The organism is Paraburkholderia strydomiana (assembly GCF_031456815.1).
Classification (GTDB): domain Bacteria; phylum Pseudomonadota; class Gammaproteobacteria; order Burkholderiales; family Burkholderiaceae; genus Paraburkholderia; species Paraburkholderia caledonica.
The window spans coordinates 217,371-239,026 of the sequence record NZ_JAVDVL010000006.1 but is presented as its reverse complement, the minus strand read 5'-3'; the positions used below and the strand labels follow the sequence as shown (position 1 = coordinate 239,026).

Here is a 21,656-nt window from a genome sequence, read left to right as displayed (position 1 = left end):
CGGCCGAAAGCGCGAAACGCTTATTCTTCGCGCCGTTCGGCGACCAGCGCGAGGCTGCGATACACGAGCCATGGCCCGAGAATTTGCAGCACGACGATCGAACACATGACAATCGCCCGGAGTTGCGGATCGAAGTTCGGATAAAGGTTGTACGTGTCGTCGACCAGCAAATAGGCCAGTGCCGACATCGGCGACAATGACAGACCGAGCGCCATGCCCTGCTTCCAGTTCAGACCGCTCGGCTTTGCAAAGGCGAGCACGCCGACAAGTTTCGCGACAAGACGCGCAACAATCAGGCCCAGCGCGGCGACGCCGCCGAGCGCAATGTCTTTCCACTCGAACGACGTGAGCGTCAGCACGAACAGAATCACGGTGAGAAGCCACCCTGCTGTGCCGAAATGCTGAGGCCACAATTGCGGCCGCGCCTCCAGATTTTTCACAATAATCCCGGCGGCAAGCAGCGCGAGAATCGTCGACAGCTTGAACAGATGCGCGACCGCAATCGCGAGCAGCACGAGTCCGAACAGCGCGACGAACGAATGCTCGTCCTGCATGTTCATCCGGCGATAAAAGAACGTACAGGTGCGCGCGAGCAGATAGGCGAGCACCAGCGAGCCGGCAAGCAGATAAAGCGGCTGAAGGATTGTCGCAAAGACGTTGCCGTAGGCTTCCTGATGCAACCAGCTCGACACCAGTTTTTCGATTACCACCGCATACATGCTGTTCAACGCAGTGAGCGTCAGCAAACGCTGCGTGACCTGACCTTCCGCGCGCAGCTCGGTCTTGAGCTGAATCACCATTGCAGGCGACGTCGCCATGGCGATCGCAGCGAGCACGGTCGCGACCATTAACGGCACATTCAGGAAGAGCAGCACCGGCAAAACCAGTGCGAAAGTCAGTGTCGCTTCGGCGACGCTCGACATGACGAGCCACGGGTTACGGCGAATCCAGCGCAAATCGAGCCGGCTCCCCAGTTCGAACAGCAGCAAGCCGAGCGCGACATCGAGCAACGGTCGCGCGGCCTTGGCCGATTCTGCGTCGATCACACCGGATCCCGCCGCGCCGGCAATCAGACCGATGACCGCATAGCCGGAAATACGCGGCAAACGCCACGCGCGATAACAGAGTTCGCCGCATAAACCCGCGGCAAGCAATGCGAGCCCCGCCCAGAAAATGGCGTCGGGTGCGAGCGGCCAGGCGGGGAAAAATGAAAACGCCGAATTCATCGTTATGGGTTCTCCTTTGCAGCAACGGCAGATGACACGAACCGGCGCAAACCGGCGCGAACACCGGCAAGCGGGTGCGCGCACAAGGCGCTCACTTTCGCAAACGATTCGCGTGATCCGCGTTGCGAGTTTTTCAACGAGCAGATGATTCGAACGCGCCGCGGTCGCAGGGAGCCGGCGCATTCAGGGGTGCGGCCGTAGCAACCAGCACGGCACGGTGAAAGAACGCCGTCGACGTTGAATCAGAGTCTGATTGAACGGCACCGTTCCGTTGCTGCGGGTACTGCGAGAGCAGGCACCACGCGGAAAAGAACGGCGATTGTGCCATAGCTTTTTCAGCTTTAACCGAAAAGACGCCAACATGCAGGCAAAACGGTAAAAACATACTTTATCTTGCCGACGTGTGGAAAAAGCGACCGTTTTTCCTGCTCACTTTGGACTCATCGCCGGCGGTGTTGCGACGCTTGCCGACGAAGTTTGCGCCGTCGGCATGTGTTTTTCAGGACAGTGATTAGACAGAGTCGCACACCGCGCCGGGAGGGTTTGATGCGGGCGTCAACGCGTGAATCAGCTCGGGCCTTGCTGTTTACGTGTTTACTGTATGTATACGTAGTAACAGTTAACAAGCTGCGCCCAATTCTGTGGATAACCGGTGTTTACCGAAGTAAATCAGCGTCTTGCAAAGTTCATAACGGCAAGCACAGCGTGTGCGATGGCAGCGCGTATACGAGGGTAACTTTTCGCGGATTTCGACGGCGGTCGAGTTACCCCGTTTACATCCACAACGGTTCCACACGAGTTGCGCAGGTAAACAATGCGGTTATCCACAATTTGCGGTGGATAACCGGCCGCACTCAGACACAACCATTAACTGGCGATGCTTCCCTGCCGCAACGCCCGCAACAGAAAGCGCGCGGGGTCGATGTCTTCAGCGAGATCGCGCTCCAGTGGCCAAGGCTCGCCTTCTATCTGCGAGGCGATCAGTTCCGCGCCAAGTGCCGCCCACACGAGACCACGCGAGCCATAAGCGAACGCGCTATACAGGCCTTCCATGCGTGGCAAATCGAGCGGCCATGCGCCGCGCAAACGCTCGGCGTCGCGCGTGGCGAGCGCTTCATCGGCGACGTTACTGATCATCGGCATGCGATCGCTCGTCACGCAGCGAAATGCGACTCGGCCGGCGAGCGCTGCGGGATCGGCTTTCTCGGCAACATCTGCGAACGCGGGCAACATCTGCGCAACACGCTCGATATTTTCCAGATGACCGCCGGGCCGAAGCGACGTATCGGTGTCGTCGAGTTCATATGTGGCGCCCGTGAGCGTGACGCCGTTGGGCAGCGGTATCGCGTAGCCGTCGCCGATCACCGGCAATCCGAGCGAGGGCGCCGAGCCCGCGGGCAGCAAAGTGAGTTGCCCGCGTATGCTGCGAGTCGGCGCATGCTGCAACCCGGCGATGCGAGCCGCATCGTGTGCGCCGGCGACGATGACAACCGGCGCGCGCACCAGCTCTTTACCGCTGGTATCGAACACGCTCCACTGGCTACCCAAACGCTCGACGCGTCCGACATCTACTCCAAAGCGCCGTTCGAGCAGATCGCCCGCCGCGCCACACTGCGCGGCACAAAGCGATGCCGGGTCGATCCAGCCGCCTTGCGGAAACAGCCAGCCGCCCCGCGCAAGCGGCACGCCGGCGAGCTTTTGCGCATCCGCGGCGGAAACCGGCGAGACGAACTCCGGCGGGTAGCGCAACGCCGCGATGGCATCGCTCATGGAGCGTGCTTCGTCGTCGTTTTCGGCGATCTGCAGCAGGCCCGGCGCGCCGCGTGACGGCGCGTAACCGAGCCGTTCGAGCGCTGCCCAGCGCCTGAGCGCATACAGAAAGCCGGCGCGTGTGACGCGCGAAGCGACGCTGTCGTCGCGCGAAATCATTGGATGGAACACGCCGGCCGGGTTGCCCGACGCGTCTTGCGCAACCGACGCGTGCCGTTCCAGCGACGTCACGCGCCAGCCGCGAGCGGCGAGCCGCTCGATCACCGAGCATCCCGCCAGACCGGCACCGATCACGACCGCATGCCGCTCGCCGGGCGCGAGTGGTCCGACCGGCGACGGCGGTTCATGACGGCGAACGCGCCATCGCGGCGCGAAGTGGCCGACTAGCATTGCCCGCTTCCAGCCGAACCCTTCGACCTTGCGATACTCGAAGCCGCACTGGGTTAGCGCGCGCTTGATGTCGCCGGCGCTGCTATACGTGGAGAAAGTCGCGCCTTCGCCCGCGACCCGCGCCAGCGACTTGAAGACGGCGGGCGTCCACAGTTCGGGGTTTTTCGCCGGCGCGAAGCCGTCCAGGTAGAACGCGTCGGCGCGCAAGCGCAGGGTCTGCAAGCTTTGCTGAGCATCGCCGAAGACTAGCGTAAGGACCACGCGTCCGTCTTCGAACTCGATTCGATGCGTGCCTGGCACGAGCATCGGCCATTCGTCAGCGAGCGATTGCGCGAGCGCCGCTATCGCCGGATCGCCGATGGTCGCGGCGTAAGCCCGACGCAGATCGGCGAGCGTGAACGGATGTTTTTCGGTGGATACGAAATGGAGTCGCTCGCAACGCGACGGATCTGCTCGCCACGCGGCCCATGTCACCAGGAAGTTGATGCCCATGCCAAAGCCCGTTTCCAGCACGGTGAAAATGCGCCGCCCTTGCCAGCGTTCGGGCAGCAGATTTCCGCGCAGAAATACATGGTCAGCCTGCTCCAGACCGCCGACGGCGCTGTGATAGATATCGTCGTAGAGGGGCGAAAACGGTGTGCCGTTGTCCCGGAACGAGAGGACGGCGGGGATTAGCGGATCGGTCATGCGTGACGCAAAGTGACGCCCGCGACGAGCGGGTCGAACGTTACCGCCGGCGCGCGGCTCGCCGGGCGGCGAAGAAGACGCGCTGAGCGTTGGCAAAAACCAACGTCAAAGCCCCGTCCGTGCTGGGTTTCGGCGCTCGCGGCGTGCTCAGATACGCAAAAAGTACCGTTTCCTTGCTGTATCTGTTCTAAAACCGCGTAATTCTTCGAAACCCTTGTCCTGATTGGGTTTGCGCTGCGCTATCATAGCAAGCGCCGCGAGAGGAGCGGCAGCACGGCCGACGGACACTTGCTGTCCGGCGCTTTCGATCCGGAGGGGCTCCGGAGCCGTAGCTGCTTAACGGCGTGGCGCGCGCACGTATAATCGGCGCGTTCGCGCTGTTCGTGTCAACCTAAACTCAGAAAGGAACCTTAATGAACAAACAGGAACTGATCGACGCCGTCGCAGGACAGACGGGCGCCAGCAAGGCTCAAACCGGTGAAACGCTGGACACGTTGCTTGAAGTGATCAAGAAGTCTGTGTCGAAGGGTGACGCGGTCCAGTTGATCGGCTTCGGCAGCTTTGGTTCGGGCAAGCGCGCAGCGCGTACGGGTCGCAATCCGAAGACGGGCGAAACCATCAAGATTCCGGCCGCAAAGACCGTCAAGTTCACGGCTGGCAAGGCGTTCAAAGACGCAGTCAACAAGCGCTAAGCAGATTACTGCCAGGCAGTTGACACCCGCCAACGGCGGGTTTTTTTTCGTCTGCGCTCCGCCCGTGAAGGTGGCGCGAGACGGGCGCGGTGCTGTGCCGCGATCCGGATCGCGGCTTTCAGGCTGATACGAAAGGCCGCTCAGTCGTGGCGATGCGTGATCTCGCCGTGACCGTGGTCGTGGTCATGGTCATGGTCATGGTCATGGTCATGGCCGTGGTGGTCATGATCGTGATCGTCTTCGTCGAAATCCCACGCTGGGAACGGGTCGGCGAACTGCTGCCAGCCTTGCGGTCCCAGGGCGTACTCGGCGTCGGTAAGAAGGCACGCGTCGAATTTCGCGGACCACAGCGCCGGGTCGATGCCCACGCCGATCATCACCAGTTCCTGCCGACGGTCGCCGATGCTTAGGTCGTCCGGCGCGCCATACCAGTCGGCGGCAATTTCAGCGGCCAGTTCGTCGTCGGCTTCGGGCCATTCGGTGCGGTCCTGAGCCGCCCACCACATGCCCGCAGGACCGTGCCGGCAGGCGCCGCCCGCCTGAGACAGCGAACCGGCGATGTCGTTACGCGTCGCGAGCCAGAAAAAGCCTTTGCTGCGCAACACGCCCTTCCACTCCTCATGCAGCAGCGCCCACAGGCGTTCCGGATGAAACGGACGACGCGCGCGATAAACGAAATTGCCGATGCCGAACTCGTCGGCTTCACTGTGATGGCTATGCCCGTGCGCGTGCTCGTGTTCATCGCTGTTGAGCACGGCAAGCCAGCCAGGCGTGCTCGACGCCTCGTCGAAATCAAAGCGGCCCGTGTTCAGCACCTGATCGAGCGGCACGGCGCCGAAGCGGCTCACCACCTGCACCGCCCGCGGGTTGATTCGCGCGAGAATGCGTTGCAGACGCGTGAGTTCGTCGGCGCTGACCAGATCGGCCTTGTTCACCACGAGCACGTCGCAGAATTCAATTTGCTCGACCAGCAACTCGACCAGCGTGCGGTCGTCCTCTTCGGTGGCGGCAATGCCCCGTTCGGCAAGCGCATCTGCCGAGCCGTAATCGCGCAGGAAGTTGAACGCGTCGACCACCGTCACCATCGTATCGAGCCGCGCGACGTCGGATAGCGACGCGCCGTCGTCGTCGACGAACGTGAATGTTTCAGCGATCGGCATGGGCTCGGCCACGCCGGTCGACTCGATCAGAATCGCGTCGAAGCGTTCTTCCGCGGCGAGGCGTTTGATCTCGACCAGCAGATCGTCGCGCAGCGTGCAGCAGATGCAGCCGTTCGACAATTCGACCAGCTTCTCTTCGCTATGCGAAAGCGCGGCGGCGTCTCGTACCAGCGTCGCGTCGATATTGACGGCGGCCAGATCGTTGACGATCACGGCGACCCGCAAGCCGGCGCGATTCGCGAGGATGTGTTTCAGGAGCGTGGTCTTGCCGGCGCCCAGAAAACCGGAGAGCACGGTGACGGGCAATGGCGGCTGGTTCATCGCAGTACGGGAAAGCTGGAAATTGGAGGGCTTGCCGGGCGCAGCATTGCTGCGTGAGCGTCGAAACAGGATCGACGCTCGAGCGCCGGCGGCAGCACGAAGCCGCATTGTGCATCAAATCCGGGAAGGCAAGCAGACGGTAGCCGGCAGCCGGCTATGGACCGGGTCGCTCTGCGGGCGGATCAACGGGCAGTGAAAGGACTAATCAGCGTGCCGCTACGAGGGCGAGTCACAACCCAATCAACGTGTTGCTCAGCGCGCAGCCGGCATCAGGTTCCACTTGCGCAGAATCGCGGCGATCTGTTGCGCGTACTTGTCGCGCAACGAGGGCGTCTCCGAGTGATACGCGCCGATTGCTTGCCACGTATTGCCGTACTTGTTCATCTGACGGCGCAGATGCCAGGCCGCGATATAGACGTTCTTGCACGGCTCCATCAGCGTGCCCTGCGAGATGCCGTATTGAGCAAGCGTGGGCAAGTGAATCGAGTTGATCTGCATGACGCCGTAGTCGGTCGAACCATTCGCATTCTTGTGCTGCGCGTCCGGCCGATTGTGCGACTCTTGCCACGCGATCGCGCGCAGAATCAGCGGATTGACCTTCTGATATTTCGCTGCCTCGTCGAAACAATCGGCGCGCGCCGGCCCGGCTAATGCCAACAAGGTAATTCCTGCCAGGGCGGTAACGAGGGATCGATTCATCGGTCAAGCTGACTTGGCAAAACCGCAAGGGTAAGGCTTCGTAATGCATTGCGTCGGCCATTGTTCAGACGCGAGAAGCCGGAAAGCGCACTGTGGTCGGGCGTTGACGCAACATCGGGGAAAACCCGCGTTGGCAACAGCGAACCGGCGGCTCGAACGGCTCGTATGATACCGGCAGGCCGATACCCGTCAAGTTGGCTAACAGACATAAGAGCGCGGAACACGAAGTTCCGGCGCGGTTTTCAGTGCGTATCGGTTGCCTTTCAATGTCCCGACGAAGCAGGCGGATGCTGGAGGAAACTCTCGGCGCCTTTCCATTTGTGACAAATCCGACATGAAAAACTGTTACTGTTCACTTTTTTCGGACATTGGATGGCCAGCATTTTAGGGCGGGATTCCGCCCACCTGGCCCGCCAGCAGACCGACAGACCGGCGCTCTGCTCCCATGTCCGCGCTGCATGACCGCCGGCGGCTGGAGCTGCCGGCATCGACATTACATTCCATGAGAAGAAATCGTATGGCTTTGCGTCGCGTCGCAACGGCGTTGCTGGTGGCTGGACTGATCACTGCGCAGACGGCGGACGCACAGGTGACCCTCAACTTCGTCAACGCCGACATCGACCAGGTGGCCAAGGCGATAGGCGCTGCGACCGGCAAGACGATCATCGTCGACCCGCGTGTCAAAGGTCAGTTGAATCTCGTGTCGGAAAACGCGGTGCCCGAGGACCAGGCGCTGAAGACGCTGCAATCCGCGCTGCGCATGCAAGGCTTCGCGCTGGTACAAGACCACGGCGTACTGAAAGTCGTACCCGAAGCCGATGCCAAATTGCAGGGCGTGCCGACCTACGTCGGCAACGCGCCGACTGCGCGAGGCGACCAGGTCGTCACGCAGGTATTCGTGCTGAAAAACGAGTCGGCCAACAATCTGTTGCCGGTGCTGCGCCCGCTGATTTCGCCGAACAACACGGTGGCCGCTTATCCCGCCAACAACACGATTGTCGTGACGGACTACGCGGACAACGTGCGGCGCATCGCGCAGATCATTGCCGGCGTCGATACGGCGGCCGGTCAGTCGGTCTCGGTCGTGCAACTGAAAAACGCCAACGCGCTCGACATTGCCGCGCAACTGAACAAGATGCTCGACCCGGGCGCGATCGGCAGCACGGACGCTACGCTCAAAGTGTCGATTACCGCCGACCCGCGCACTAACTCGCTGCTGATCCGCGCGTCGAACGGCGCGCGTCTTGCCGCCGCGAGAACGCTTGCGCGCGAACTCGACGCGCCCACCAGCATGCCAGGCAACATGCACGTCGTGCCGTTGCGCAACGCCGAGGCAACCAAGCTCGCGAAGACCTTGCGCGGCATGCTGGGCAAAGGCGGCGAAAGCGGCTCGTCGGGAGGAACGAACGAGGCGAACGCGTTCAATCAGAACACCGGCGGTGGGCTCGGCGGCAACAATTCGACGGGCACCTCCGGCACTCCGCCGCTGCCGTCGGGTGGGCTCAACAGCAGTTCCATGTCCTCGCCGATGGGCGGCTCCGGTGCGGGCGGCTATGGCTCGAACAGCGGCAATGCTGCGGGCGGGCTGCTCGGTGGCGACAAGGACAAGAACGACGACAATCAGCCGGGCGGCATGATCCAGGCGGACGCCGCGACCAACTCGCTGATCATCACCGCGTCGGAACCTGTGTACCGCAATCTGCGCACGGTGATCGATCAGCTCGACGCGCGCCGCGCGCAGGTCTATATCGAAGCGCTGATCGTGGAACTGAATTCGAACACGAGCGGCAATCTCGGCATTCAGTGGCAGGTCGCGAACAATTCGCTTTTCGCCGGCACCAACCTCGCAACCGGTTCCAGCAACAGCATCATTAACCTGACGGCGGGCGCCGCGGCGGCCGGAGCCACAGGCGGTCTCGCCACGGCGCTGGCCACGCAAGGCGTGCAGCAGGGTTTGAACATCGGCTGGCTTCACAACATTTTCGGCGTGCAGGGTCTCGGCGCATTGCTGCAGGCGCTCTCGCAGACCGCCGACGCGAACGTGCTGTCCACACCTAACCTGATCACGCTCGACAACGAAGAAGCGAAGATCGTCGTCGGCACGAACATACCTATCCAGACAGGTTCGTATTCGAACCTGACGAGCGGAAGTGCAAGCTCGGCTTTTAACACGTACGACCGCGTCGACGTGGGCCTGACGCTGCACGTCAAACCGCAGATCACCGACGGCGGCATCCTCAAGCTGCAGCTCTACACGGAAGACTCGGCGATCGTGAACGGCACGACCAACGCGACGACGAACCCGGCCGGCCCGCAGTTCACCAAGCGTTCGATCCAGTCGACGGTGCTCGCGGACAACGGTGAAATCATCGTGCTCGGCGGTCTCATGCAGGATAACTACCAGGTCAGCAACAGCAAGGTACCGCTGCTTGGCGATATTCCGTGGATCGGCCAGCTGTTCCGCTCGGAGCAGAAGAACCGCAACAAGACGAACCTGATGGTGTTTCTGCGCCCCGTGATCATCAGCGATCGCGACACCGCGCAGGCTGTCACGTCGAACCGTTACGACTATATTCAAGGTGTGCAGGGCGCCTACCGGCAGGACAACAACCTGATGAAGGACAAGGACGACCCGGTGGTTCCGCCGATGCCCGTCGGCCCGAGTCAGGGCGGATCGCCGTTGAATCTGTTCGATCTCGACCAGATGCGCCGTCAGCAGATGCAGCCGCCTCAGCCACGTTCGTCCGCGCCGCAGCCGAATAACGGCACGCCCTACACAGCGCCCGCCGCCCCCGCGGTGAACGGCGCCGTGCAGAGCAACCCAGTGCCGGTTGCGCCGTCCACCGCATCGCCAGGAGTTCAGCCGTGAATACGCCGTCCATGCCGCCGTCAGCCTCAACGTCGCCGGCATCGTCGCGGGCCGCCGGAGTTGCATCGGCGGCAATGACAGAGCACGCCGACCATGCGGAGCGCGCGGCGCCGTCGGCGATCGCCGCGAGGCTCGTGCCCTATGGTTTCGCGCGCAGCGGCCAGATTCTGGTCGCGCATCAGCACGCCGACAGCCTCGAAGTGTGGATCAGCGAGCGTACGAGCGAAGCCGCGCTCGCCGAAGTGGCGCGCAATTTCGGCGCGGTGTCCGTGGTGCGTATTCCCGCCGACGAACTCGCGCAGGCGATCAACCAGGCCTATGCGCGCCAGGACGGCAGCGCGGCGCAGGTGGTCGGCGAAGTGGAAGGCGAAGTGGATCTGTCTCGCCTCATGCAGGACATTCCCGAGGTGGAAGACCTGCTGGAATCCGAAGACGACGCACCGATCATCCGCATGATCAACGCGCTGCTCACGCAGGCGGCGCGCGAACAGGCGTCGGACATTCACATCGAGCCGTTCGAAACGTCGTCGGTGGTGCGTTTTCGCGTCGACGGTACGTTGCGCGACGTCGTGCGTCCGAAGAAAGCGCTGCACGGCGCGCTGATCTCGCGGATCAAGATCATGGCGCAGCTCGATATCGCCGAGAAACGTCTGCCACAAGACGGCCGTATCACGCTGCGCGTGGGCGGGCGTCCGGTCGACGTGCGCGTGTCGACTCTGCCGACTGGCCACGGCGAACGCGCGGTGCTGCGTTTGCTCGAAAAGGACGCGACGCGCCTGAACCTCGAAGCGCTTGGCATGGGAGCCGACACGCTCGGCAAGTTCGACAAGCTGATCGGCAGGCCGCACGGCATCGTGCTGGTAACGGGCCCGACCGGCTCGGGCAAGACGACCACGCTATACGCGTCGATGTCGCGGCTCGAAACGGCGACCACCAACATCATGACGGTGGAGGACCCAATCGAATACGACCTGGCGGGCATCGGCCAGACCCAGGTGAACGAGCGGATCGGCATGAACTTCGCGCGCGCGCTGCGCTCGATTCTGCGTCAGGATCCGGACATCATCATGATCGGGGAAATCCGCGACCTCGAAACTGCGCAGATCGCGGTGCAGGCTTCGCTCACCGGCCACCTCGTGCTGGCTACGCTGCATACCAACGACGCCGCGTCCGCCGTCACGCGTTTGACCGACATGGGTGTCGAGCCGTATCTGCTCGCGTCGTCGCTGCTAGGTGTGCTGGCGCAGCGGCTCGTGCGGCGTTTGTGCCCGGTGTGCCGCGAAAAGCGCGTCGACGAAGACGGTCGCGTGCATTGGCATCCGGTCGGTTGCGACAAATGCGGCCAGTCCGGTTACGCAGGCCGCCGCGGCGTGTATGAACTTCTGCTGATCGACGACGAAATTCGCACGCTGATTCACCGCAATGCATCCGACGCGGACATCCTCGCGGCAGGCCGCGCGCAAGGCATGCTCACGCTGCGCGAGGACGCGGAGCGCTGGCTCGCTTCGGGGCTGACGTCGCTTGAAGAAGTGATCCGCGTGACGGGCGGAGCATAAGCGCATGCCGGCATTTCGTTTTGAAGCGATCGACGCGGCGGGCAAGGCGCAAAAAGGCGTGCTCGACGCCGACAGCGCGCGCGGTGCCCGCACCAACCTCCGTTCGCAGGGACTCACGCCGCTTGTGGTCGAACCGGCGGCCACACGCACGCGCGGCGAGCGCAATCAACGTCTGTCGTTGGGACGGCGGTTGTCGCAGCGCGAGCAGGCGATTCTCACGCGTCAGTTGGCCAGTCTGCTGATTGCCGGCCTGCCGCTCGACGAAGCGCTCTCAGTGCTCACCGAACAATCGGAGCGCGACTACATTCGCGAACTGATGGCCGCAATTCGCGCGGAAGTGCTCGGCGGCCACTCGCTCGCGAATGCGCTGACGCAGCATCCGAAAGACTTTCCAGAGATTTATCGCGCGCTGGTTGCTGCCGGCGAACATACCGGCAAGCTCGGACTCGTGCTGTCGCGGCTGGCCGACTACATCGAGCAACGCAACGCGCTCAAGCAGAAGATCGTGCTCGCGTTCACGTACCCGACCATCGTCACAATCATCGCGTTCGGCATCGTCACGTTTCTGTTGAGTTACGTGGTGCCGCAAGTGGTCAACGTGTTCGCAAGCACCAAGCAGCAACTGCCCTTCCTCACGATCATGATGATGGCGCTGTCCGGTTTCGTGCGGAACTGGTGGTGGGCCGTGCTGATCGCGGTGGCGATTCTCTTTTATGCAGTGCGTTCGACGCTCAGACAAGCCGGCCCGCGCCTCGCGTTCGACCGGTGGCTGCTCACCGCCCCGCTACTCGGCAAACTCGTGCGCGGCTACAACACGGTGCGTTTTGCGAGCACGCTCGGCATTCTGACGGCGGCCGGCGTGCCGATTCTGCGCGCGCTGCAGGCCGCGGCTGAAACGCTCAGCAATACGGCCATGCGCGGCAACATCGACGACGCCATCGTGCGTGTTCGTGAAGGCACGTCGCTCTCCCGCGCGCTCGGCAATACGAAGACGTTTCCGCCGGTGCTGGTTCACCTGATCCGTTCGGGCGAAGCGACCGGCGACGTCACGACCATGCTCGACCGAGCGGCCGACGGCGAAGCGCGCGAGCTCGAGCGTCGCACGATGTTTCTGACGAGTTTGCTGGAGCCGCTGCTTATTCTGGCGATGGGCGGCGTGGTGCTGGTGATCGTGCTGGCGGTGATGCTGCCGATCATCGAGTTGAACAATCTGGTGCAGTGAGGGCGGCGTGAGGGTGGCGTGGCGGCGCCTTTGTGCGGCGGCCGTGCTGCGGGCCGATGCGAAGCGGCGTGCGTGTCGCCCCGCTCTGCTCCGTTTTAGCGAACGTAGATCGTGGGACCGGCCGCGTTGGCCGGCAGGAATACTTCGGAATGCGCGCCATTGCGGTCGATAACGATCGAACGGGCGCGGACTTCGGAGAGTTTGGCGCCTTGCATCAGTGTGCTGCCGAGCGATACCGCACGCGGAGGTTCGCCGCCCACGCTGACAATGGCCGCGGCGCCTTCACGCAAAGCAAGAATGCCGAACAGATGCACGTCCTGGTTCGCGGTGCGCGTGAGCTGGCCGCCGAAAAGCGTGGCGGCCTGGTCGGTCGAGACCTGCGCGTGCGCGGCGGCTGCGGGCAACGGTGCGCCCGACGTCGTGGTGAGCGTGATGATCCAGTAGGTCAGCGTCGCGCAGAACACGGCGAACAGCGCAAGCGACAGAAGGCGGATTTGGATGGCGTTCATGCGCATCATTGTACGGACTATTGTGAAAATTGCGTTGGGTTGAAACCCCGCGATTGCATGACATTAAAATGACCGGCCGGGCGTGTTCAATGGCACCGAAAGTGCTGGACGCGAATCCCGCCCAGTCGAAAATTCACCTGAAAAGAGGTAGCAAGCTATGCAACTGTCGACCACTCGCCGCACAGCAATCGCGGGTCCGCGCAGCCGTCGTCAACGCGGCTTTACGCTGATCGAAATCATGGTCGTGATCGCGATTCTCGGCATTCTGGCCGCGTTGATCGTGCCCAAAATCATGAGCCGTCCGGACGAAGCGCGGCGCGTTGCCGCGAAGCAGGACATCGGCACCGTGATGCAGGCGCTCAAGCTTTATCGTCTGGACAACGGCCGTTATCCGACTCAGGAGCAGGGCCTGCGCGCATTGATCGAAAAGCCGGCCACCGATCCGGTGCCGAACAACTGGAAAGACGGCGGCTACCTCGAACGTCTGCCGAACGATCCGTGGGGCAACGGCTACCAGTATCTGAATCCGGGCGTGCACGGCGAGATCGACGTGTTCAGCTACGGCGCGGACGGCAAGGCGGGCGGCGAAGGCAATGACGCCGATGTGGGCTCGTGGCAATAGACGACAGCAAAGCACGCGTGACGATCAAGCCGCCGCTCGCCGCGGCCGGCACGGCTACGCACGCGCGTGACTGCCGCCGTTCGGCCGCAATGAGCGCAATGAGTGCGAGAGCCGGCCGTCGGCGCGCGGCGGGTTTCACACTGCTGGAAATGATGGTGGTGCTGGTGATCGCAGGCTTGCTGGTGTCCTTGACCGCATTGACGATGACGCGCAATCCGCGCACCGATCTGAACGAAGAAGCGCAACGTCTCGCGTTGCTGTTCGAGTCGGCCGGCGACGAAGCGCAGGTGCGCGCGCGTCCCATCGCATGGCAACCACTGGACGGTGGCTTTCGTTTCGACATGCGTACTGAAGACGGCTGGCGTCCGCTGCGCGACGATCTGCTGAAGCCCCGTCAGTGGGAAGGCGGCGTGACCGGCGTGACGATCGACTATCCGGGTTCGAGTTCGCAAGCGAGCCGTGTTGTATTCGGCACCGAGGCGATCGACGTGCCGGTGCGCATCACGCTCTTCTCCGCTGCGGGGCGCGCGACGATCGTCGGCACCGGCAACGGCCGTTACGAGGTTCACTGACATGCGTCGTTGCAGCAGCACGGCGGCGCGCAAGGCCGCTAACCGCCAGCGCGGTTTCACGATGATCGAGGTGCTCGTCGCGCTCGCGATCATCGCGGTGGCTCTCGCCGCATCGTTGCGTGCAGTAGGCAGTCTCGCGAGCGGCGAAGCCGATCTTCACCGGCGCCTGCTGGCTGGCTGGAGCGCGGACAACACGCTCGCGCAATTGCGTCTTACGCATGCATGGCCGAACGTCGGCTCGACGAGCTTCGATTGTTCGCAAGGCAATCTGCAGTTGATCTGTACCGAGCATGTGACGTCGACGCCGAACCCGGTGTTTCGTCGCGTGGAAGTCATGGTGACGATGCCTGGGCGTTCCGGCAACCTCGCTCAGATGGTCACGGTGGTCGCGAATGAAAACAACCGTTCGCTCTGAGCGCCGCCGCCGTGCGGACGCGCGTGGCTTCACGCTGATCGAGCTGCTGGTCGCGATCGCGATCATGGCGGTGATCGCGGTGTTGTCGTGGCGTGGACTCGATCAGATCATTCGCGGCCGGCAGACCATCACGAATGCAATGGAAGACGAGCGGGTCTTCGCGCAGCTGTTCGACCAGATGCGTATCGACGCACGTCAGGCCGCCTCGGACGACGAATCCGGCCAACCCGCGGTCTCGCTCGCGGGCGGCGGCTTGCAGATCGTGCGGCAATTAACCTTGCCCGGTTCCGCGCCGCGTTTGCAGGTCGTGCGTTACCGCGTCACCGAAGGACGCGTGATTCGCTATGCGTCGCCGCCGCTTGCGAGCGTCGGCGATCTACGCTCGGCGCTGCGCGGCGGCGAAAGCGAAGGTTGGACCGGCTTGCCTTTGATGGGCGGCGTCGGCGCGATTTCCGCGCGCCTCTACGTGCCGAGAGTCGGCTGGACTACCCAGATGAAAGACGTGCAGGGCGCGATCACGGAGGCCGACAATAACCTGAAGGTGCCGCAGCTCGGCAATGCGCCGTTGCCGCGTTCGGTGACCGGACTTGAAGTGAGCGTGGGCGCGAAGTCGCTCGCGCGGCCCATCACTCGCGTTTTTCTGATTGGAGAATGACATGAGATTCTCCTCGCTTCATACGCGACGTTCTGCCGTTTGTTCAGCCTCGATCGATGGCTCGCGTGGCTTGGCGCAATGTCGGGCGACGCGAGGCGGAGAGGTCGGCCGCGGACGTGGACAACAACGTGCACAGCAGCGCGGCGCGGCCATTATCAGCGCGTTGCTGGTAGTGGCGTTGTCGGCGATTCTGGTCTCCGGCATGCTGTGGCGCCAGCAGGTTCAGGTTCGCCGAATCGAGAATCAGCGCCTGCTCGCGCAGGCCCAATGGGTTTCGCGCGGTGCGCTCGACTGGACGCGTCTGATTCTTCGCTCTGAAGGCGATACCTCCGCAGGCATTACGTATCTGGGCGGCGTGTGGGGCGTGCCGATCGCAAAGACGAGACTTTCCGATTTCCTCGGCCAGATCGGCGAGGTCCGCGCTCAGCAGGGCGCCGCCACCTACCTGTCGGGATCCATTGAAGACGCTCAGGCCAAGTTCAATCTTCGCAACCTGGTTGCGAGCCCCGCGCCCGGGGTCATGCAACTGGACACGGAGCAGATCGGCGCATACCAGCGTCTGCTCGTGTCGCTCGGCTTGAGCGGCCAGCTCGCCAAGAACACCGCCGTGCAGGTGCGTGCGAGCCTCGCGCAGTCGGCAACGCGTTTTCAGACTGTCACGTCGACGTCCGGCACGACAGCGACGGCGCCCATTCAAGGCGGCGCAACGAGCGGCGGCTTTACCGACAAGCCCGGTATCGAAGACGGCGACGACAGCGCGGCGCACGCGCCGTTGCAAATGACCAGCGTCGACTCGCTGCTCGACATTCCCGGCTATACGCCGGAGATGGTCGCGCGCTTGCGGCCGTTCGTCACCGTGCTGCCTACGGTGTCCGCGGTCAACATGAACACGGCCTCCGCGGAGGTCATCGCCGCGATTGTGCCGGGCATGAGTCTGTCGTCCGCGCAGGCATTTGTCGCGCGCCGGCAGACAGTGTTTTTCCATAATGCCGGCGACGTGCAGCTTGCTTTGCGCGGCGCGGGTGCGCAGACCGTCTCGGTCGATCCGAATCAGTACGACGTCAATACGAACTACTTCCTGATTCACGGGCGCGTGCAGCACGAGCGCGCCGAGGTGGATCGCACGACGCTCGTCTATCGCGATGCTTTGACTCACACTACGCGTATCGTGCGGGTGCAAGACCAACTATGAATAACGCCTTTCCCAAAGAGAGTGGCCTTTGAGCACGCTGATCGTCTTATTGCCGCCGCGTGATCCGGCGGTGCCGTCGCAGGAATGGCAACTGCCGGACTTGCCATTCGTGCTGCTCGACAAGTCGGGACGCACGCAACGCGCCGGCCGCTCGGCGCTTGCGCTGCTGCCGCGCGCCACGTCGACGGTGCTGATGGTTGCCGCGCGCGACCTGCTGATGATGCCCGCCACGCTGCCGCCGCTGCGCGGCCCGAAGCTGCGCCAGGCATTGCCCAATATCGTCGAGGATCAGCTGATCCAGGACCCGCAAACCTGCCATATTGCCGTCGATTCGCAATCGGCCGCGGGCGGTCGTCAAATGCTGGCGATCATCGACCGTGGATGGTTCCGCTTCATCTACGAGGCTTTCTCCGCAGCTGGCCACCGGAGTCTGCGCGCCGTGCCGGTCACGCGTTGTCTGCCGGAAGCAACGTTGCCTGCCGTGCCGGCCGAAGTCGCCGAAACCGTGAGCGCGACCGAGCCGGCCATGGCGGGCGCGTCGCTCGCCGACGCTGCGCCGGTGCCCGTTGCGGCCGACACTGCGCCCCAAGTCGTGCCGATGGTGGCGGCGGTGCTCGGCACCGTGGTTCAGACTGCGCCCGCAATGCTGCTGGAAGGCGCCGTCGAAAGCGGCATGCCGCGCGTGGAGCTGGCGATTGCCCGCGGCGCGCAAGGCGAAGGCCTTGCCGTGCCTGCAAATGCGGTGAACGCGACACTTGCCGCGCTCGCTGGCGCAACGCCGGTTTCGCTCTACATGTTGACCGAGGTTCCGGGCAACGAGCCGAGTCTTGGTGCGAGCAGTCCGGCACGTCTCGGCGCACTCGTGCACGGCGCGAGTCCGCTGCCCTTCGAGCAGCTTGCGCGCCGCGCGCTCACATGCCGCTTCGATCTCTGCCAGTTCGAATTTGCGTCGCAGCCGTGGCGGCTCGACCGCGCGACGCTGCGCCGTCTGCGCCTGCCGGTGCTGCTGGCGCTCGGCGCGCTGGTCGTCGCCATCGTCGGTGCAAATGTGCAGTGGTTGATGCTTTCACGTCAGCGCGACGCGATCAGCACGCAGATGACCGAGCTTCTGCTGACCACCTTTCCGAAGACGACGGTCGTTCTCGATGCGCCCGATCAGATGTCGCGTCAGTTGCAGCAGCTGCGCGTGGCCGCCGGTGAGCTTTCGCCGGGCGATTTTCTGTCGCTCGCCGATGGCCTCGCAAGGTCGCTCCCGCCTGTGCCGGTCAACGGCATCGCCGCGCTGGATTATCACGACCGGCGTCTCGACGTTACCTTCAAACCCGAAGTGAAGCTGGACCCCGACTTCGCCAAACGCCTTGCGCGCAACGGACTGAGCGGCGCGATCGACAGCAACACCGGCAAGTGGACCATCAGGAACGGACAATGAAAGCTGAACTCGCGCAAACCTGGGCAGGCTTCTGGTACCAGCGAACCGACCGCGAAAAAGCGTTGCTGACGTGGGGCGGCGGCGTGCTCGCAGTGGTGATCGCGTGGTCGGTGCTGTGGGCGCCGGCGCAGGAGGGCCGCGCGCGTCTGCGTGAATCGCTGCCCACCTTGCAGCGGCAGCTCGCGCAAATGACCGCGCAGGCCAACGAAGCGCGCCAGCTTTCCGCGGCGGCACAGGGTGTTGCGCCGACCGGCGGTGCACTGAAGGACGCGCTCACCGCGTCGCTGAGCGATCATGGCCTTGCGGCCACGCAAGTGCAGGTGATCGGCAACGCGGTGCAGGTGCAGATGAAGAACGCGTCGTTTCCCGCGTGGACGGCCTGGGTCGACGACGTGCGCCGTCAGTTCAAGGTGCAGGTCTCCGAGGCGCACGTGACCGCGCTAAAAGAAGACGGCCAGGTGGATGTCACTGCGTCGTTGCAGCCATCCACGGCGAAATGACCGCGCTGTCACGGGATCTCGCATGACTTACTGGATGCGGCGCCTGCGCGCCGTGCTGCCCTGGGTGCTGGTTGCGGTCCTCTCGAACGCCGCCGTGATGCTCGCGCTGTTACCCGCTGCGTGGATCACGCCGCAATTTGCCCGCCAGAGCGGCGGCCATGTGAACCTCGTCGACCCGAGCGGTTCGCTCTGGCACGGCTCGGCTACGCTGATGCTGGCGGCCGGCTCCGACATGAGCGCCGCGACGCTGCTGCCGGGACGGATCGAATGGCGCACGGCGTTCTGGCCGCTCTTCACCGGCCGTGTGCGCATGACCATGCGCCATAGCGAGGCAATGCCCGATCCGATTACCATCGACGCGACGCCGCGCAGCGCCAACGTCACCCCCGGCACGATAGGCGTCCCTGCTTCGCTGCTAAGCGGTCTGGGCGCGCCGTTCAACACACTGGATCTGCAGGGCGACGTGCGGCTTTCGTGGTCCGACTGGCGCAGCTTCAACCGCGAGGCGTTCGGCCAGCTGACGGTCGCGCTGAGCGACGTGAGTTCGCGCGTATCGCCGGTAAAGCCGCTCGGCTCGTACCAGCTTGTGTTCCAGGCGGAGGGTGTCTCGTCGACAATCGAGTTGCGCACAATCAAAGGCCCGCTGATGCTGAACGGCCGCGGGGTCGTGTCGCCGGCTTCCACGTCATTTCACGGAACGGCGACGTCCGCGCCCGAGGCTCGCGACAATCTCGCGGGACTGCTGAATTTGCTGGGACGGCCGAGCGGACCGGACACCGTCACGTTGTCTTTCGCTCATTGAGCGAGGTGTGGCGCGGCAACGCGGAAGGTCGCACTTACGTCACGCTGCGCGAGTTCTCAGACAGAATAAAAAAGAGGCATGTCCGGCTCCGTTAGCCGCTCATGCCTCTTTCGTATTTCAGCGCCGTGCGGCGCTTGCTCACGCCCGCGAGTTCTATTTGCTTTGCGCTTGTATCTGCGCCTGAGCGGGCATTGACGTTTGCGGGGCATCGCTTCCCGCAACCGGCGTCGCCGGTGACGTGGATGACGCTGGCAATGGTGCTGGTGCGGCCACATCGCCGGTTTCGCGGTTCATCTGCGTGACGTCCCAGCCACCGCCCAGCGCCTTGACCAGACCGACCGACGACACCATCCGCTGACCTGCGATGGTCTGCAGCTTCTGTTCGGCCGTGAACGCCGTGGTTTGCGCGGTAAGGACGTTCACGAAGCCCACGGTGCCGGCCTTGTATTCGTTCGTCACGATGGCAAGCGCCTGGCGCGCCGATTCCACGGCCTGCTGCTGCACCACGATTTCCTGCTCGAGGATGCGCTGCGACGCGAGGTTGTCCTCAACGTCCTGGAACGCGGTCAGCACCGTTTGGCGATAGGTCGCGACGTTCTGGTCGTAGGCGGCCCGGGCGGCTTCGGTTTGCGCGCGGCGCAGCCCGGCGTCGAACAGGGTTGCCGCGAGTTGCGGACCGACGGTCCAGAAGCGCGACGGCGCGGTCAGCAGTTGCGAGAACAACGAACTCTGGAAGCCGCCGCTGGCCGACAACGTGAGCGATGGGAAGAAGGCGGCAATTGCGATGCCGATCTGCTCGTTGGCTGCCGCAGCCTTGCGCTCCGCAGACGCGATGTCGGGCCGCCGCTCCAGCAGCGCGGACGGCATCTGCGCGGGCACGGCGGGCGGCGTCGCGGTGAGCGGCATCAGCGGAATTGAAAACGTGGAAGCCGGTTCGCCCACGAGCACTGCGATCGCGTGTTCGTCCTGCGCGCGCTGAACGCCGTTGTCGATCGCGGAGGCCTGCGCCGATTGCAGCTGCGTTTGCGCCTGGATGACGTCCGAGCGCGCGGCCACGCCCGCGGCGTACTGGTTCTGCGTGAGTTGCAGCGAGCGTTGATAGGCGGCGACGGTTTCGTCGAGCAGCTTCTGGTTCGAATCGAGCGAGCGCAGCGCGAAGTACGTCTGCGCGAGCGTGGCCTGTGCGGATAGACGAGCGTTGGCCAGATCGGCGGCCGCGCTTTGTTGGCCCGCCTTCTGCGCGTTCACGGAACGACCCACCGAGCCCCATAGATCGGGTTCCCAGCTGGCGTCGAGTTGCAGGTTGTAGCTGTTGATGACGCCCGAGCGGTTGCTCCCGCTCGCTGCAACCGCATTCGATGAAACACCGCTGCCGGAGCGCGTAGCGCCCGCGGACAAGCCGACGGTCGGGAAATACGCCGCGCGCGCCTCACCGACCAGTGCGCGGGCCTGACGGTAAGCGGCGGCAAATTGGGCGACGGTCTGATTCGCGGCGTTCAGCTTGTCTTCGAGCGCATCGAGTTGCGGATCCTGATAGACGGTCCACCATGCGCCGCGATCCTGCTGATCCGACGGTTGTGCGACTTTCCAGCCGGGTGCGGCTTCCTTGTACGAGGCGGGAATCTCGGCGTCTGGACGCTTGTAATCTGGACCGACCGCGCATGCGGCCACGAGGCCCGCGACGGACACAGCTACCGCGAGGGTCAGGACGCGCGGGGCAAAGGTCCGCGCGGACGAGATTCGGTCAGACTGCATGCATGATTTCCTTCTGGACGCCGCGATGCCGCCGATGACGGCGCCGGCCGGTATGGTTTGCCGGCATGTTAGCGTAAGAGCCCGCTGGGCGCGGGAAACAGAAAGGTTAATGCGGCGAGCGATGTAGGTGTGTTACCGACGGTGTCGCGAAGGTTACGCGCTGTTACCGGCGAGCGACGCCACCCATCACGCCCGCGAGTCGACCCGCGATTCCGCCGATGCCGGCTTGCGCGCGAGCTTGCCCGCGGCTGCCCGGCATGGGGCGTCGCCGCGCGATTGGCAGGCGCTCGCCGGATTGTGCGCGGGGGCGGCGGCAGTGCCGGCCAGGCGCACCGGCTCTGCTGCAATTTCGACAGATGTGCTGCTCGAACTCTTGCGCCCACGCCGATGCTCGACCCACGCCAGAATCGCAACCCCTACCGATCCGCCGGGCAGTACAAACAACACTGCAAATAGCGCGAGCTTCCACCAGCGATGCGGGCCCTGGAAGCTGTGCAAAGCTGAATCGGTCAATGAGCGGCCGAGGCCGCCGAGGGTATTTTTGAGGTACAGCATGGGAGGAACATCCTTGGGTCACGCCGCATCGGCGACGGACAAAAAAGCGGTCAGAACA

Annotated in this window: 19 protein-coding genes; 12 read left to right on the top strand and 7 right to left on the bottom strand. The window is 63.8% G+C overall.

Annotated elements, in window-relative coordinates; genetic code table 11:
- Nucleotides 1–20: 20 nt before the first annotated feature.
- A complete protein-coding gene (locus J2W46_RS18365) occupies nt 21–1,226 on the bottom strand; it encodes a cation:proton antiporter (RefSeq protein WP_020067394.1) in 1,206 nt (401 codons plus the stop codon).
- An 867-nt stretch (nt 1,227–2,093) separates the two neighbouring features.
- On the bottom strand, nt 2,094–4,073 hold the full coding sequence (gene mnmC / locus J2W46_RS18360) for a bifunctional tRNA (5-methylaminomethyl-2-thiouridine)(34)-methyltransferase MnmD/FAD-dependent 5-carboxymethylaminomethyl-2-thiouridine(34) oxidoreductase MnmC (RefSeq protein ID WP_310355375.1): 1,980 nt from the start codon (nt 4,071–4,073) through the stop codon (nt 2,094–2,096).
- A 413-nt stretch (nt 4,074–4,486) separates the two neighbouring features.
- On the opposite strand from mnmC, the gene J2W46_RS18355 reads away from it, so the two are divergent.
- Nucleotides 4,487–4,765 carry an HU family DNA-binding protein gene (locus J2W46_RS18355; protein WP_006050811.1) on the top strand — a complete coding sequence of 93 codons (279 nt, stop codon included), beginning with the start codon at nt 4,487–4,489 and terminating at the stop codon, nt 4,763–4,765.
- A 140-nt stretch (nt 4,766–4,905) separates the two neighbouring features.
- Here J2W46_RS18355 and J2W46_RS18350 read toward each other — a convergent pair whose 3' ends face one another.
- Entirely contained in the window at nt 4,906–6,246 is a 1,341-nt protein-coding gene (locus tag J2W46_RS18350) for a GTP-binding protein (RefSeq protein WP_310355580.1), read from the bottom strand.
- Between the two features lie 252 nt (nt 6,247–6,498).
- The gene (locus J2W46_RS18345) at nt 6,499–6,945 is read right to left on the bottom strand and encodes a lytic transglycosylase domain-containing protein (protein WP_087752400.1); all 447 of its coding nucleotides are present in this window, start codon (nt 6,943–6,945) and stop codon (nt 6,499–6,501) included.
- A 517-nt stretch (nt 6,946–7,462) separates the two neighbouring features.
- Between J2W46_RS18345 and gspD the strand changes: the two genes are divergently transcribed.
- Genes gspD through gspF form a run of 3 tightly spaced genes read left to right on the top strand, consistent with a single transcriptional unit; the run spans nt 7,463 to nt 12,592 of the window.
- Nucleotides 7,463–9,814 (top strand): type II secretion system secretin GspD, encoded by a 2,352-nt coding sequence (gene gspD / locus J2W46_RS18340; RefSeq protein WP_020067389.1) that lies wholly within the window; start codon nt 7,463–7,465, stop codon nt 9,812–9,814.
- Nucleotides 9,811–11,370 carry a type II secretion system ATPase GspE gene (gene gspE / locus J2W46_RS18335; protein ID WP_310355374.1) on the top strand — a complete coding sequence of 520 codons (1,560 nt, stop codon included), beginning with the start codon at nt 9,811–9,813 and terminating at the stop codon, nt 11,368–11,370. Before gspD ends, gspE begins: the two co-directional genes overlap by 4 nt.
- Before the next feature lie 4 nt (nt 11,371–11,374).
- Nucleotides 11,375–12,592 (top strand): type II secretion system inner membrane protein GspF, encoded by a 1,218-nt coding sequence (gene gspF / locus J2W46_RS18330; protein ID WP_027776886.1) that lies wholly within the window; start codon nt 11,375–11,377, stop codon nt 12,590–12,592.
- 95 nt (nt 12,593–12,687) lie between these two features.
- Here gspF and J2W46_RS18325 read toward each other — a convergent pair whose 3' ends face one another.
- On the bottom strand, nt 12,688–13,101 hold the full coding sequence (locus J2W46_RS18325) for a type II secretion system protein N (protein ID WP_027776885.1): 414 nt from the start codon (nt 13,099–13,101) through the stop codon (nt 12,688–12,690).
- A 157-nt stretch (nt 13,102–13,258) separates the two neighbouring features.
- On the opposite strand from J2W46_RS18325, the gene gspG reads away from it, so the two are divergent.
- From gspG to J2W46_RS18285, 8 genes are all read left to right on the top strand, one after another.
- The gene (gene gspG, locus J2W46_RS18320; RefSeq protein ID WP_020067385.1) at nt 13,259–13,723 is read left to right on the top strand and encodes a type II secretion system major pseudopilin GspG; all 465 of its coding nucleotides are present in this window, start codon (nt 13,259–13,261) and stop codon (nt 13,721–13,723) included.
- Nucleotides 13,724–13,812: 89 nt separating this feature from the next.
- Nucleotides 13,813–14,295: a GspH/FimT family pseudopilin gene (locus J2W46_RS18315; protein ID WP_310355578.1), complete on the top strand. Its 483-nt coding sequence runs from the start codon at nt 13,813–13,815 to the stop codon at nt 14,293–14,295.
- A gap of 1 nt (nt 14,296) precedes the next feature.
- Nucleotides 14,297–14,710 (top strand): type II secretion system minor pseudopilin GspI, encoded by a 414-nt coding sequence (gene gspI / locus J2W46_RS18310; protein ID WP_020067383.1) that lies wholly within the window; start codon nt 14,297–14,299, stop codon nt 14,708–14,710.
- Complete coding sequence (locus J2W46_RS18305; RefSeq protein WP_310355372.1) at nt 14,688–15,365, top strand: PulJ/GspJ family protein; 678 nt, start codon at nt 14,688–14,690, stop codon at nt 15,363–15,365. The genes gspI and J2W46_RS18305 overlap by 23 nt, the downstream gene beginning before the upstream one ends.
- 1 nt (nt 15,366) lies before the next feature.
- Nucleotides 15,367–16,557 (top strand): type II secretion system minor pseudopilin GspK, encoded by a 1,191-nt coding sequence (gene gspK / locus J2W46_RS18300; RefSeq protein WP_310355370.1) that lies wholly within the window; start codon nt 15,367–15,369, stop codon nt 16,555–16,557.
- Between the two features lie 28 nt (nt 16,558–16,585).
- Nucleotides 16,586–17,986 carry a type II secretion system protein GspL gene (gspL, locus tag J2W46_RS18295; protein ID WP_020067380.1) on the top strand — a complete coding sequence of 467 codons (1,401 nt, stop codon included), beginning with the start codon at nt 16,586–16,588 and terminating at the stop codon, nt 17,984–17,986.
- Nucleotides 17,983–18,486: a type II secretion system protein M gene (locus J2W46_RS18290; RefSeq protein ID WP_020067379.1), complete on the top strand. Its 504-nt coding sequence runs from the start codon at nt 17,983–17,985 to the stop codon at nt 18,484–18,486. Before gspL ends, J2W46_RS18290 begins: the two co-directional genes overlap by 4 nt.
- A 22-nt stretch (nt 18,487–18,508) precedes the next feature.
- On the top strand, nt 18,509–19,288 hold the full coding sequence (locus J2W46_RS18285) for a type II secretion system protein N (protein ID WP_020067378.1): 780 nt from the start codon (nt 18,509–18,511) through the stop codon (nt 19,286–19,288).
- A gap of 153 nt (nt 19,289–19,441) precedes the next feature.
- Here J2W46_RS18285 and J2W46_RS18280 read toward each other — a convergent pair whose 3' ends face one another.
- Nucleotides 19,442–21,043: an efflux transporter outer membrane subunit gene (locus J2W46_RS18280; protein ID WP_310355368.1), complete on the bottom strand. Its 1,602-nt coding sequence runs from the start codon at nt 21,041–21,043 to the stop codon at nt 19,442–19,444.
- Between the two features lie 186 nt (nt 21,044–21,229).
- A complete protein-coding gene (locus tag J2W46_RS18275; protein WP_087752395.1) occupies nt 21,230–21,598 on the bottom strand; it encodes a hypothetical protein in 369 nt (122 codons plus the stop codon).
- Nucleotides 21,599–21,656: the final 58 nt, after the last annotated feature.